This is a genomic window from Proteiniborus sp. (assembly GCF_040308045.1).
Classification (GTDB): Bacteria; Bacillota; Clostridia; order Tissierellales; family Proteiniboraceae; genus Proteiniborus.
Genome location: NZ_JAWRHZ010000042.1, coordinates 53,624 through 68,474 on the forward strand (window position 1 = coordinate 53,624; position 14,851 = coordinate 68,474).

12 protein-coding genes are annotated in these 14,851 nt (G+C 31.9%); 10 read left to right on the top strand and 2 right to left on the bottom strand.

Going from position 1 to position 14,851, the window contains the following annotated elements; translation table 11 throughout:
* The first annotated feature begins 1 nt into the window (after window position 1).
* Window positions 2–2,527 (top strand): S8 family peptidase, encoded by a 2,526-nt coding sequence (locus ABV008_RS08955; RefSeq protein ID WP_352419480.1) that lies wholly within the window; start codon window positions 2–4, stop codon window positions 2,525–2,527.
* Window positions 2,528–2,656: 129 nt separating this feature from the next.
* Entirely contained in the window at window positions 2,657–3,430 is a 774-nt protein-coding gene (locus tag ABV008_RS08960) for an alpha/beta fold hydrolase (protein WP_352419481.1), read from the top strand.
* Window positions 3,431–3,606: 176 nt separating this feature from the next.
* Here the strand turns inward: ABV008_RS08960 and ABV008_RS08965 are convergent, their stop codons facing one another.
* Entirely contained in the window at window positions 3,607–3,816 is a 210-nt protein-coding gene (locus ABV008_RS08965; RefSeq protein WP_352419482.1) for a hypothetical protein, read from the bottom strand.
* 134 nt (window positions 3,817–3,950) lie between these two features.
* Here ABV008_RS08965 and ABV008_RS08970 point away from each other — a divergent pair, with 134 nt between their 5' ends.
* The 6 genes from ABV008_RS08970 (at window position 3,951) to fabZ (ending at window position 8,448) form a co-directional block, all read left to right on the top strand.
* Window positions 3,951–4,229 (top strand): DUF5320 domain-containing protein, encoded by a 279-nt coding sequence (locus ABV008_RS08970; protein WP_352419483.1) that lies wholly within the window; start codon window positions 3,951–3,953, stop codon window positions 4,227–4,229.
* A 70-nt stretch (window positions 4,230–4,299) separates the two neighbouring features.
* A complete protein-coding gene (locus tag ABV008_RS08975) occupies window positions 4,300–4,668 on the top strand; it encodes a DUF134 domain-containing protein (protein WP_352419484.1) in 369 nt (122 codons plus the stop codon).
* Window positions 4,669–4,775: 107 nt separating this feature from the next.
* Window positions 4,776–5,591: a radical SAM protein gene (locus ABV008_RS08980; protein WP_352419485.1), complete on the top strand. Its 816-nt coding sequence runs from the start codon at window positions 4,776–4,778 to the stop codon at window positions 5,589–5,591.
* Between the two features lie 125 nt (window positions 5,592–5,716).
* The gene (locus tag ABV008_RS08985; protein ID WP_352419486.1) at window positions 5,717–6,778 is read left to right on the top strand and encodes an NAD-dependent epimerase; all 1,062 of its coding nucleotides are present in this window, start codon (window positions 5,717–5,719) and stop codon (window positions 6,776–6,778) included.
* Window positions 6,779–6,997: 219 nt separating this feature from the next.
* Window positions 6,998–7,930, top strand: a complete 933-nt coding sequence (locus tag ABV008_RS08990) for an AEC family transporter (protein WP_352419487.1) — start codon at window positions 6,998–7,000, stop codon at window positions 7,928–7,930.
* 89 nt (window positions 7,931–8,019) lie between these two features.
* On the top strand, window positions 8,020–8,448 hold the full coding sequence (fabZ, locus tag ABV008_RS08995; RefSeq protein ID WP_352419488.1) for a 3-hydroxyacyl-ACP dehydratase FabZ: 429 nt from the start codon (window positions 8,020–8,022) through the stop codon (window positions 8,446–8,448).
* Between the two features lie 103 nt (window positions 8,449–8,551).
* On the opposite strand, the gene ABV008_RS09000 is transcribed toward fabZ, so the two are convergent.
* Window positions 8,552–10,225, bottom strand: coding sequence for an MASE3 domain-containing protein (locus tag ABV008_RS09000; RefSeq protein ID WP_352419489.1), 1,674 nt, complete (start codon window positions 10,223–10,225; stop codon window positions 8,552–8,554).
* A 266-nt stretch (window positions 10,226–10,491) separates the two neighbouring features.
* On the opposite strand from ABV008_RS09000, the gene ABV008_RS09005 reads away from it, so the two are divergent.
* Both ABV008_RS09005 and ABV008_RS09010 read left to right on the top strand, forming a co-directional pair.
* The gene (locus ABV008_RS09005) at window positions 10,492–11,802 is read left to right on the top strand and encodes a GumC family protein (protein ID WP_352419490.1); all 1,311 of its coding nucleotides are present in this window, start codon (window positions 10,492–10,494) and stop codon (window positions 11,800–11,802) included.
* A gap of 45 nt (window positions 11,803–11,847) precedes the next feature.
* Window positions 11,848–14,829, top strand: a complete 2,982-nt coding sequence (locus ABV008_RS09010) for an O-antigen ligase family protein (protein ID WP_352419491.1) — start codon at window positions 11,848–11,850, stop codon at window positions 14,827–14,829.
* Window positions 14,830–14,851: the final 22 nt, after the last annotated feature.

A 14,851-nucleotide genomic window follows, 5' to 3' on the forward strand; every position in this document is an offset into this window, starting at 1 on the left:
ATTGTCACAAAGGAATTTAGTTAATATACACATAAATGAAAAAGCGGAATCTAAAGATTATAAACCAGTCAATAATCGAGGTTCAGAAGGTAATTTTCCTATAAGAAAAAGTAGAAGTAGACACGCTAGTAATCTTCAAAAGCAATTTGATAAAGCCTGGGAATTAGCAATCAAGCAAAAAGAACAAAAGAATGTTGTATCTGCAAGTACAAATAATGGAGTATACTTACAGATAAAAGGAAAAGAAGGTCATGATCTATTAACAAAGAGTTTAGAAAATGTTGCACAACACGTACGTTTATATAACGTTCAGGAAGATGGAAACGGAGTAACTAGCTCAACAGTATTTATTCCTAATGATAAGAAGAATTTCTTTTTAAAAAAGATTAATAAATATAAAGAAACTGAAAATAAAGAAAAGGTAATAGGAACTATAGAAAGTATTAATTTAGCTTTAGTTGAAGCACTGTGGATTGGAAGTAAATCATCTACTCCTGTAAAGGTACCTATTTGGTGTGAAATATGGTTAATGGCTGAAGTTAAAGAAGATAGTAATGCTGTAGTTGAGGAATTCTTTAGTATTTGCAAGAAAAACAGAATACCATATAAAGAACAAAAGATTGTATTTCCTGAAAGAATCGTAGTTGGAGTAAAAGCAAATAAAAAGCAATTATCAAAGCTACAAATTGAAAGTTCAAGAATTACAGAAATAAGAAAAATGGCTACTCCAGCTAGTTTCTTTATTGAACTATCACAATCTGAGCAAAGGGAGTGGGCTAAAGATTTAGAAAAAAGGCTTGATATATCCAAGATGTCTAATACTTCTGTCTGCTTGTTGGATACAGGGGTTAATAATGGCCATCCTCTTTTAGCACCAGTATTAAAAGATAAAGATATGCATACGGTGGATCCAGAAAAGGGTACTCATGATGGAGGGGACCATGGAACAAGGATGGCTGGAATAGCTGCTTATTTTAGTCTTGAAGATAAATTAGAAACCATTGACACAATAGAAATTTATCATTTTCTCGAATCCGTTAAGATTATGAATGGCGGAAGGGATAATGAACAAGAACTATATGGATATATTACAGCTAATGCTATTAGTTTAGCTGAAATTGAAAATCCTGATACAATCCGTTCCATATGTATGGCTATTACAGCACCTGATTCAGATATTGAAAAAGATGGACGACCATCTTCATGGTCAGGCGCAATTGATGCGATTATTTCAGGAGCATATGAATCAGAGGAGCCAGATAATAAAAGATTAATGTTTGTTTCAGCTGGAAATACAAGTGTTCCAGAAATAATAGAAGCAGGAGATTATGAAACTGCGGTCATAAACCACTCTGTTGAAGATCCGGGACAAGCTTGGAATGCTATAACAGTAGGAGCTTATACTGATAAATTTGAAATCTCAAATCCAGATTATTCGGAGGATTTTGAAGTAGTAGTTGAGCCAGGAAGTTACTCACCATTTACTTCTTCTTCCCTTGATTGGAACAAGAAATGGCCTGTGAAGCCAGATATTGTTTTAGAGGGTGGGAATCTAGCTTATGATGAAAGTTCTGATTTTTATTCAGAGTTTGAAGACTTACAATTGCTAACCACGAATAAAGATTTTATGCTTGGTAAATCCTTTGATACGATTAACATGACTAGTTCAGCAACTGCACAGGCTGCGTGGCTTGGTGCTAATATACAACATCATTATCCAGAGCTTTGGCCTGAAACAGTAAGAGCGTTAATTATTCATTCTGCTGAATGGACAGATGCAATGAAGAGAAATATATTGGGGACAGGAAAACCTAAAAGGAATGATTATAGAAAGCTTCTTAGAATTTGTGGATATGGAGTCCCTAATCTTGATAGGGCAATATGGAGTGCTGAAAATAGCGTAAACTTAATAATTGAAGATGAATTACAACCTTTTATTAAAAATGGTTCCGGTAGTCCAACTTCTAATGAAATGCATATACATGAGTTACCATGGCCAAATGATTTGTTGTTGGAACTCGGAGATGTAAATGTAAGAATGAAAGTAACCCTTTCATACTACATAGAACCTGGACCAGGTGAAATAGGTTGGAAAGATAAATATAGATATCCGTCTTGTGGTTTACTATTTGACGTAAATAACCCTACAGAAGATAAAGAAAATTTTCTAAAACGAATTAATAAAGCTATTCGAGAAAATGAAGATGATAAGGGAGACGTTAAAAACGACAGCGATAGATGGGTTGTTGGAATAGATAATCGGAATGTAGGTTCAATTCATTCAGATATATGGGAAGGAACAGCAAGCCAGTTGAGTCAAAGTAATTATATTATTGTATATCCTACAACAGGTTGGTGGAAGACAAGAACCAATTTAAAAAGGTATAATTCTAAAGTAAGATACTCTTTAGTCGTAACAATTGAAACCCCTGAAAATGATATTGATTTATATACTACTATTAAAACAAAGATAGAAAATAAGGTTACTGTAAAAACTGAAATTAAGGCGTTAAAAAACAAATACTAATGATTGGTGCCAGGCACTTAACTTTTTAACTTATTGAAAAACATACCACCTTTTACCACCTCTTGCTAGAATAAAACTAGGAAGATTCGTACTGAAGAGTACCTAAAAAACATAAAAGGAGCAAATATAATGAACAACTACTTAAGAGCTGATAGTATAATTGAAGAAAAGATATATATAGGTGAGATTCCAGCAATTCTTTTTAGACCAAAAGAAGCAAAAGATTTACTTCCTACTATTATTTTTTATCATGGATGGAGCTCAAGCAAAGAATTACAAAGAATTAGAGGATTTATACTATCAGCTGTAGGATATCAAGTAATTATACCTGATGCTATTAATCATGGTGAAAGAAATCCAATTGATTATAATGATATCAAAAATGGCAGATATTTTTGGGACACAATATTTAAAAATCTAGATGAATCAAATGATATAATCCATGAATTAATTTTAAAATATAACACTGACCCAAATAGAATAGGAGTAATGGGTAATTCTATGGGTGGATTTACAGCTGCAGGAGTATTTACTCATAATCCAAAATTGAAATCTTTAATAGTGTTAAATGGCTCCTGTGCATGGCAAAACTCTAATAAAATATTCAAAAAAGCTCTTGGAATAAATGAGGTTGAAGAGTTTAAGGAAATAGAAGATAAGATTAATGAAATTGATCCAATAAACAATTTACAACTACTAAAGGATAGACCCATACTTATGCTACATGGAGATAGTGATAGTGTAGTTTCAGTAGAAAGCCAAAGATTATTTTATAAGGAAATAATGCCTTTGTATCAAGATAAAAACAGGATTGAATTAATTGAATACCCTAATTTAAATCATTTTGTAACTACAAATATGATGGAAGAAAGTATTAGTTGGTTTTATAAATACATGAGATAGTAGAGGACTGGTGCTATAGGATGTTCATAGACATTCTAAGACGAATTTTTAATAGTAGCATGCGAAATTATGCAAGTGAAAGTCCTTCTACATGGGCTCAACAGGAAAAGGTAAAGATTTTACTTACAATGAAAAAGCAAATACTATTCCTTATGAGATAAAATCAGAAAATGCTACTAGTCATTCCAAGGATAAAAAACACTCTGGGGATTTAAAGGATGATGTTCCTCACCATTTACAATTCCAGGTACGCCTTGTACTTCTATACCAACTATTTTACAAAGTATGTTATATAAAGCTGTATAACCCTGACATACGGCTTCTTTATTAATTGCTGCGCCATAACCTGTAAAGCTTTCTGGTGAATAACTTCTATCATATTTCAAATTATGAGGAAATTTCTTGATTGGCGATTTTTTTATTCTTTAACAATTATTAAATAGTTATTGACATATGTCAAAAATGGGGTATAATAAAAGTATAAATGACATATGTCATAAACTATAAGGAGGTAAATAGTATGCCGAGAAGAGATGGAACTGGTCCAATGGGTGCAGGCTCAAAGACTGGAAGAGGTTTTGGAGTTTGTACTGGAGTAAATGCAGTTAATTATGGTGCTGGTCTTGGAATGGGATTAGGACTGGGATTTGCATGTAGACGTGGTTTTAGTGGTGGCTCTAAAAGAGGCTTTGCTATAAACCAAAATTCAGAAAAAACACAGAAAGATTTGCTACAAGATCAAAAAAAATTACTGCAAAGCAGAATCGAAGTTATTGACAAACAATTAAAGGATCTATAACATGTATCAGAAGTAACCGGAGGACGCTCTGGTTATTTCTGATTATGATTAGAAGTGAGGTGATAAGATTATGCCAAGACCAATGAAATGGAGAAAAGTATGCTGTCTACCAAAAAATAATAAATTTGGGCCCCTTGATTCAGATTCGGATGATAAGGATAATATAAATATGACAGTTGACGAATATGAAACGATAAGACTAATTGATTTAGAAGGTTTTACTCAGGAAGAGTGTGCAAAACAAATGAATATTGCTCGTACTACTGTTCAGGGAATATATGTAGAAGCTAGAAAAAAGTTAGCTGACTCATTGGTAAACGGTAAAGCACTGATAATTGAAGGAGGCGAATATAGGCTTTGCGATGGCCTAGGCAATGGATGTGGTCGCGGTTGTCAAAGGCATAGGCGAGGTAAAGGATTTTCAAATAGTGGAGATTAAGGTGACTGATGTCAAGAATGAAATAATAACACAATACGGAAAAATACAGCGTTTTTTACGGAACTAAAATGGAAAAAATATGGCGCATAGGAGGTAAAACAGGAACTATGTATAAAAATGATACAGTTTATTATCCGCAAGATGAAATGACTACTTTTTTGCTACCGGTAACATCAGGATGTTCATATAACAAATGCGCATTCTGTTCTATGTATAAAGACGATAAATACAGTGTGGTTTCATTTTCAGATATAGAAATGCAATTGCTAAATGGATATATCTATACTGAAAAAGTATTTTTGACAGGAGCGGAACCTATGTCAATAGGATTTGATAAAATGAAGCAATTACTAGATATGATACATCAGTATATGCCGTATTGCGCGTGTGTGGCCTCATATGCTTCCATAAAGAACATTGCCAAATATTCCGTCGAGGAACTATCCATTCTTCATGATGCAGGACTTAGACTGCTCTATATCGGTTTTGAAACAGGTAGAGATGATATATTAAAAATGATGAATAAAGGTCATACAGTAAATGAAGCTATTGAGCAAGCAAAGAAACTTAATGAAGCAGGAATACCGTTTAATTCTATTATTATGTATGGAATAGCTGGTAAAGGCGAATCTGTAAATAACGCAGTTGCAACAGCTAAAATGATAAATCAGTTTATAACAAATAAAGTTATCACTATGAACCTAATAGTCTTTGACGGAACAGAGTTAAACAACATGGTAAAAAGAGGTGATTTTATTCCTCCGTGCGGAAATGAACGATTAGTTGAAATAAGAACACTTTTGGAAAATCTTGAACCTAAACAACCCATGATATTTGATACAACACATCCAACAAATATAATTAAGATAAAAGGTACATTGCCGCAAGATAAAGATAGATTAATAGATGAAGTAACAAATTGAAGTACTCGCGCCAGGCACTTAACATATTAACTTGTTTAAAGATAATGAAGATAGGGATTAGTGTAAATATTAAATTAATATGGCTTTAAGGGTAGAGTATAACGCTAAAAAGGAGTTGCGTTGTTTTGAGTGCAAAATTAAATGAAAATTCAAAAATTCTCATTACTGGTTCAGCAGGCTTCATTGGATTTCATTTATCGTCTCTATTATTAAACAAAGGATATGAAGTATTAGGCATAGATAACATGAATGACTACTACAATACTCGGTTAAAAGAAGATCGTTTGCAAATTTTAAAACAACATGACAACTTTACATTTTATAAATTAGACTTGAAAGATAAAGAAGCCATAGATAATCTATTTAAAGAATACAAATTTGATTATGTAATTAACCTAGCTGCACAGGCTGGTGTACGATATAGCATTACCAATCCATATGCTTATGTGGATTCTAATATAATTGGATTTATGAATATTCTTGAGGCATGTAGAAATAATCCTGTGAAGCATCTTTTATATGCTTCTTCAAGCTCTGTTTATGGTGGTAATAAAGTCGCTCCATTTTCTACTAATCATAATGTAGATCATCCAGTAAGTCTTTATGCAGCTACTAAAAAATCTAATGAACTTATGGCTCATACTTATAGCCATTTATATAAAATACCTACAACTGGACTTAGATTCTTTACTGTATACGGACCATGGGGAAGACCTGACATGGCTTACTTTTCATTTACAAAGGCTATACTTGAAGGGAAACCTATTAATGTATTTAACCACGGAAAGATGGAAAGAGATTTCACATATATTGATGATATAGTAGAGGGAATATACAAGCTCATACCATTAGCTCCAAAGTCTAATCCTTCATGGGATGAAATTAAAGATAATATAAGTAGTAGCTTTGCACCATATAAGATATATAATATTGGGAACAATCAACCAGTTCAATTAGAAAAATTTATTTCTGTTCTAGAGGACAAACTAGGAAGAAAAGCAGTTAAAAACTATATGGAAATGCAGCCAGGAGATGTACTAAGAACCTATGCTGATGTTTCTGATTTAGAAAAAGACATAGATTTTAAACCGAGAACAAGCATTGAAGAAGGATTGGAGAAGTTTGTGCATTGGTATAAAGAGTATTATAAGGCTGGGGAGAATGAGGAATTCGTGCCAGGTGATTAACTTTTTCACTTATTGAGAAACAAACCACTGGATGGCAAAACTCTAATAAAATCTACCACAAACCATAAAAGTGTAGCGACACTATTAAAAAAATGTTATTATATAAAGAAGGCTTAGGCCTTCTTTTATTGTTATACTGACTAAAGAGGGAATTAACTTATACTGTCATCTGAGCGTTAGTGAAGGAGCTTTATTTTAATTTTAACTAGGAGGTTATTAATGGCGTTTTTACCAGTATTCAATCAAACAATGATTTTATTTATTCTAATATTCATAGGATTTATAATAAAAAAGAAAAATATAATTAACAACCAAATGACTAAAGACTTATCTGGATTAATATTGAATGTGACACTTCCATTTATGATGATAACAGCTATGAACTATAGCTTTTCATTAGAAATGTTTAAAAACTCTGTATTAACTTTAGTATTTGGGGTTATTTCTTATGGAATAGTTATAATAGTTGCAGTTATGTTTAATAAAGCATTTAAACCTAGTGACTCTCAAAAAGGTGTATATAGTTTTCTAATAGTATTTCCAAACACAGGATTTATGGGTTTTCCAGTATTAAATGCTATGTTCGGGGATATAGGTATATTTTATGGAGCAATATATAATCTCTTGTTTAATCTACTTACATGGACATTAGGAGTGAAATATATAACAGCACACAATACAGATAAAGACAAAGCTAGTTCTGGATTAAAGAATTTTATAAATCCTGGATTCATATCAGTATTTATAGGTTTATTGATTTTTATATCTCCAGTAAAGCTACCCAATATAGTCTATACACCATTAAAGCTTATAGGAGATACTACAACACCTCTTGCAATGCTAGTAGCTGGCTCCATGCTTGCTGATATAAAGATAGCAGAAGTACTGTCTAATAAAAAGCTTTATGTATTAGCGGCTATAAGGCTTCTTTTAGCACCTATATCAATGCTAATTATATTTTCTATATTCAATGTGCCTGATATAGTTAGGGGTATATTAGTAGTGCTTAGTGGTATGCCATCAGCAGTAAACACAGCTATATTTGCAACCAGATACAATGCAGACTCCAAACTAGCATCCCAAGGAATATTTATCACCACACTTCTAAATATATTAACAGCACCATTAATAATTTATTTATTAACTCTTTAAAGCACAAACGACAATCGAGTTTTGCCATCTGAGAACCAGCGAAGGATTTGAGCAATAGTTAAACAATCGTTATAAATGGAGGTAATAAAATGTTAAATAACATGGAAATCCAAAATATAATTCCCCACAGATATCCTTTTCTTCTAGTAGATAAAATAATAGAGTTAGAAAAAGGGAAAAAAGCAATAGGCATAAAAAATGTAACTATAAATGAGCCTTTCTTTCAAGGACACTTCCCAAACAATCCACTAATGCCAGGAGTACTTATAGTAGAGGCTATGGCACAAGTAGGAGCAGTAGCAGTCATGACTTTAGAAGAAAATAAAGATAAATTAGCTGTATTTGCAGGTATAGACAGTATAAGATTTAAAAAACAAGTAAGACCAGGAGATACACTAAAGATGGAAGTAGAGCTTATATCCATGAGAAGAGGAATAGGCAAAGCAGAAGCAGTAGCTTATGTTGACGGAGAAGTGGCTTGTAAAGGTACATTGATGTTTGGATTAGTAGATAAATAAGATGATTTATATAGAATAGGACAACCTAAAAAACCACCCTTTATAAAAATAAAAATAAAAGGTGGTTTTATTATGGGGATAATTTGTCTAATATACTAAATATCTATACTTCCAAAATGAAATATGTAATATCATCATCATGTATATAACCTGCTCTAGTATTTTTTCTAATTTCTAGAAGTATTCTTTCATTTAATATACTTATATCCTTGTATCTGTTTTCTTTCATGATACTAATAATAGTTTCTTCTTTTAATAGTGTGTTATCTTTGAAATATTCCACTAATCCATCTGTATAAAAAATAATTCTGTCGCCACTGTTTAAGTTGATATAGGCATTTTCATATTTTGGGTTATAGAATTCGCCAAATTTACATATAGGAAATCCAACACTTTTATCTAAAAACTCTGTATCACCATTTTTCCTGACTAGAATAGGCACAACATTCATTCCACCTGAACAATATGATAGTACATTAGTTTTTATATTATATACAGCCTCAAAAATTACTATATGCATTTCACTAGGAAAATCAGACCTATTAAATTCATTATACAAACTTGTTAATTTTTTTGAAGGAGATATAATATGTCTTTTAGGCTGAAAAGCATTTGTGGATTTTATTATTCTGTCAGCAAATACAGTCATTACTGCAGCTGATACACCGTGACCTGAAACATCAGCAATATACATGGCTAAATTTTCTTCATCTAAAGCATGAATATTATAGAAATCACCACTTAATTTTTCACATGGAATATATTCTGATATGAACTTAGTATCAAAAATATTTAGGGATTTTTGTGGAAGTAAGGATTGTTGTATTGTCTTTGCATACTCCAAATCCTCCATTATCTTTTTATTAACTGCTTGTATCTCTGCAGTTCTACGTCCAACTACTTCCTCTAAGTTATCAGCATATCGTTTGATTCTCTTTTTAGCTTTATCAAGCTCATTATATGGATGATCTAAGTTATATGAAAAAATAGCACGAAAAATAAAGAAACCAAAAGCTATGTTAAATATATGACCTAAAAGGTTATAAGTATCGTATACACTTTTATATAATGTGAACGCACTGTCAGTAAAGATTGCAAAACATAGGCCTATGTAATAAGTACGAATTATCTTGTCTCCAGTTTTGGCATAGTCTCTAATGGAAAAAATAATGGTTATACAGAAAATTGCCATTATAAAGTATTCCATATAAATTTTAAGTTGAGTTAAGCCTTGTCCATCAATAAACATGGGAGGAAGCAAATTCTGTTTGAATGTAACTATATAAAATATTGCTATAGTGATTATAATATTTCCAGCTAGAAAATATTCTCTTTTTAAATTAGTTTTTTTATCTACTGGGATAATATCAGCAATAAAGAGGCCTATTGCCAGAATCAATCTACTAATCATCCAAAAAATCGTAGCCTTTGGAGCAGAACTTTCTGTAAAAAAGCTAGGCATCCCTTTGTAACTCATAGTATGAAAGAAACTTACAAAACCAGTTAAAAAAAATGTACTGCTGTAAATAAGTAGCCTCATTCTTTTATTTTTATTGAAGGTATAATAAGTAATTACATATGTCATAAAGAAAATTAATATTCCAAAAAACTCAAGGGCAATATGTATTGTTAGAAATTCTGGGATACTTAGAATCCTATATATCTGCTCTTCATAAGTACCGATAAACTTCAAAAATAAGGAGTTTGCAAAAAATAGTATCATAACTAATAGAAGTTCTTTAAAAATTATATTAATTTTTCTTTTTTCTAATATCATATAAGGTGTTCACCTTCATTTCTACAGTTTTTTCTCTTCCCTATACTTATATTTTCTACATAAATAGTGACAATCCTGCATACTTATTAAATAATTTTGTTTTTTTGATATTTTGTTCACAAATTTGATAATTTTCGACGTGTCTAAAGCAATAAGAGAATGATAAAAAGCAACATAATAATTTACAAAAAAAATAATACTTGTGCTATAATAAATGATATGGAAGTGCCTATACGGCAGATGAAAATAGAAAGTGAGGTTAAGAAATGCAGCAACAAGAAATAAGACAGCAATATGACTACGAAGAAATATCTCTAAGGGAACTCATAGAAACTTTAATAAAAGGCTGGAAGTTAATTGCCATCATAACAGCAATCTGCGTGCTAATATCTGGAGTATATAGTTTTTATATAGTAGAACCTACATATGAAGCAAAATCAGTACTTATGGCGTCTTTTGCAACAGACAAGTTAGCTAGTGTAAGCAAAAATGGAGAAAGTGTAGAGGCAATTCTCAATACTATATCTACATATCCAGTATTGACTATACAAACATATAAAGAGCAAATAAAGAGTCCTAAAGTATTACTACAAGTAATAGAAGAATTAAATCTTGATGAAAAAGAAATATCAAGAGTAGGACTAAGAGATATGATAAGTCTTGAAGCTATTAAAGACACTAATCTTATTGAAATAAAGGTAGCAAACAGTGACCCTAATTTAGCTGCAGACATAGCAAACACAGTTGCAAAGAGGTTTACAGAATTTGTTACAGATATATCTAAAGAGCAAGCTTCTAAATCATCAAAATTTCTTAAAACTCAAATTGAGTCAGAGAAGCAAAAGCTTGATGAAGCTTCTTTAGAGCTGAAAAAGCTAATGGCTCAGCCAAGAGGAGTAGATGAACTGGCAAGTGAGCAAGAAGCTAAACTTGCACTGTTAAGTAATTACAAGGTAGGAGTAGTAGAAAAGGAAGTTGATTTAAGCAAACTAAAGTCAGGATTAGCAGCAGCAGAAGAGGAGCTTAAAAATACTCCTAAAATACTTGTAACAAGTAAATCTGTAACAGAAGACCAGCTTTTAGGTAGAATAGTATCAGAAAAGAACAATATGTCAGCAGCTGAAACTGCTGGGATTAAAATGGAAAATGAAGAAATAAACATTAATTATCTTGAACTATCAACAAAAGTAGCAGAATACAAGATGATGGTATCAGAGACTTCCAAGGAATTAGAAATGATGCAGACAAAGATAGATGAGACCCAGGAACAAATTGAAGTCATTCAATCAGAACTAGCAGAAAAGAAGCATCAACTTAATTTAGTACAAAGAAACGTAGATATAGCACAGGCAACTTATGATGCTTTTTTGAAAAAATACGAAGAAACTAGGGTTGCAGAAACAACAGAAATGGGAGAATCTACTATAAACATAGTATCACAAGCACTTGTACCTATAAGACCAGTAGCACCGAGAAAAATGCTTAATGTAGCTATAGGAGGAGTTCTAGGTCTTATGGTAGGAGTATTTATTGCATTCTTTAAGGAATATTGGGAAAAATCAGGTGTTCAATCATAGTTCAACAATGAACATGAAATCTTAGTAATTGATGGGGGTAACTCTATGGCAGCAAAGTCCGCTTCAATAAATAGAAAGTCAAATTCTACAACTGAATATATAGTGTTTTGGGGTCTATGCCTATTACTTTTCATAGGCCCGTATTTTAGAGGATTGTTTTTTGAAACAGAATTATTACCTGCACAAGTATTTTCTTTTTCTTTGGCATTGATTTGGATAATATATAAGGCTAGAGATAAAAACTATAAGCTTATTAAATCTAGTATAGACATGCTAGTTCTAGGATTAACTTTAATGTACTTTGTTTCTGTAGCATATGGTGTAAATACAAGACTTGCCATTATAGAAGCTTTAAAGTATGGAAATTATTTTGCAATATACATATTAGCTAGAGACCTAATATCTGATGAAAAGCATCGAAAGTACTTACTCAATACTATAGTTTTAAGTGCTGTAGGGATAGCACTAGTAGGTATAGGCTCTGCAATTGGAACATGGGAATATAATGGAGCAGTTATGAGTAATAGAATAAGCTCGACTTTTCAATATCCAAACACATTAGCTTCATATTTGGCAGCAGTGTTTATTTTGATACTAGGTTTAACTATTATAGTAGACAATAAGAAGCTTAAAGCATTATATGGAATAAGTTCATCTCTAATGCTCTTTACTTTTATACTTACATATTCAAGAGGTATGTGGCTGATTTTACCTATATTACTTATATTTTTATTCTTCACTATTCCAAATAGAAGAAAACTTGAGCTTATTGTCTATACAGCCATAAATGTGGTGACAGCTATTCCTTTGGCTTTTTTATTTACTTCCAGGCTAGCAAATGGAGGAAGTACAGAGCTTTGGATGATAGTTATTGGACTAATTGTAGTTTCAGCATTGATTACCTACATAGTTTCATTAATATCGCATAAGCTTCAGCAAGTGTCTATGAAGCTGCTTTTCGCTTTCGTTATGATTATACTAATATTGTTAGGAGTAGGAGTAGCTTTTGCATTCAAGACTACTACAGAGCTTACATTAAGTAACAATACAGACAAGGATAAGTGGACTGTTATAACAAGAAGTATAGATGGTATACTTCCAAACCAAGAATACGAGCTAGGGATTAAATTTACAGGAACTAATACAGAAGATAAACCATATATTGGTAGGATAAGAGTAAGTGCTGTTGGCTTGGATGATGACAAAGAAAAAGTTGATGTTATAAACACTACGGTAATAGAGGAGCTTCAAGGAGAGGTAAGTATTGCATTATCTACTCTAGATAATACAGAAAGTCTTAGAATTTACTTTGACAACTACTATGTAGGTACTGATATAACTTATATAGAGGCTTCACTTTTTGAAAAAGATGGTACGCTAGTTAAAGAAGTGCCACTAAGATATAAATATATACCAGAAAATATCTATAGTAGGTTTCAAAATATTAGTTTAAAAGAGCATAGCTCTCAAGCTAGAATAGCTTTTTATAAGGATGCATTTAAGGTAATTAAGGACTATCCTATATTAGGAGCTGGTGGCGGTGGTTGGCTGACATTATATCAGATGTACCAATCATATTTATACTGGACTACCCAGGCACATAACTACTTCCTGCAAATGTGGATAGAAGTTGGTATAGTTGGATTAGGATTATTTGTTGCTGCAATATTGGTTCTAATGTATAAACTGTTTAAATCATACAGAGCTACTGAATCGGAAAGTAATAAAATATTTATTTCTGTAATATTTACTGCGGTAATAGGCATACTTGGACATGCATTTATGGACTTTGATTTGTCACTAGTTTCTTTGACAAATATATTATGGGCGTTTATAGGTCTACTGGCTAGTAGTGCGTTAATTGTATCAAATAAAGAGGTAGCACCTAATAAACCAAAAATCAAAAATCTTAAATCTAAGTATACTTATATGAACGTTGGATTTTCTATTTTCTTAATACTAGTGATTATATGTTCATCATCTCTTATATTAGGTGATTTATATAAGGAAAAGGGATTAACTGCAAATGAAAGTCAAAATATTAATGAAGCCCTTAAATATTTTGAAAAAGCATCAAAGTTTGACCCATTTATGCCTGAATATAAGATGGACTTAGGAGCGTTTTATAAAGCAATGTACCAGGGGACTGGTACTAGTGAATATCTAGTTAAAGCTGTGGAATCAGTGGATAAAGGTCTTAACTTAGCTAGTTATAACTCAAGATTAAATGCAATAGGAAGCTCGTTTTTTATGAGTATAGGCCAGGTAGATAAAGCATTTGAACTAGTGGAGAAATCAATAGATATTCAGCCTATGAGAGTAGAAAACTATGTCCAAAAAAGCGATGCGTATTTAACTGCATTTTACCACTATGTTGATCAAGGGCATATGGATAAAGCCAAAGAAGTATTAGAAAAGGGTTACAGTGTAAAGCAACAAATTAAGGACATCAATTCTAAGGCGCTGAGACCATTTAAGTATAACGAAGATTTGTTGTATAAATTAGGATTTTTACAATTTAACTATGAGAATCTGAACAACATGGAATATGCCATAGATGAGAATTCTGCTCTTGAATTTGCTTATTATTTTGACTTAGATATAAATAATGATGGAGAAATTGATAAACTAGCAAAATCGAATGCTGAAGGTGGAAACATCAAATACGAAGTTGTGGAAGAATCTGATAGCAGCTTTATTAGAATAACTAATGACGGAAGCAAATATGGCTTAGTATATCCATACGGTCTAAAATTAGAGCCTGATACTGAGTATAAGGTTATGTTTAAGGCCAGAGGTAATGTAAAAGAAAATACATTTAGATTTTTTGTATATGATAATAAGGCAGAAAAGAAAATTCAAGGTGATTTGGGGCATGTAGCACTTGGTGAAAGTTGGGCTGTATATGAATTAAGCTTTAAAACTGATTCTGATATTGAACCGGGAACCCAGTATTTGAGATTTCAACACAATGGAAATGATGATGGGTATATAGATTTAGAGGAAGTATTTATTTTTAGAGAATAATGATAGTTATATGACTCATTAC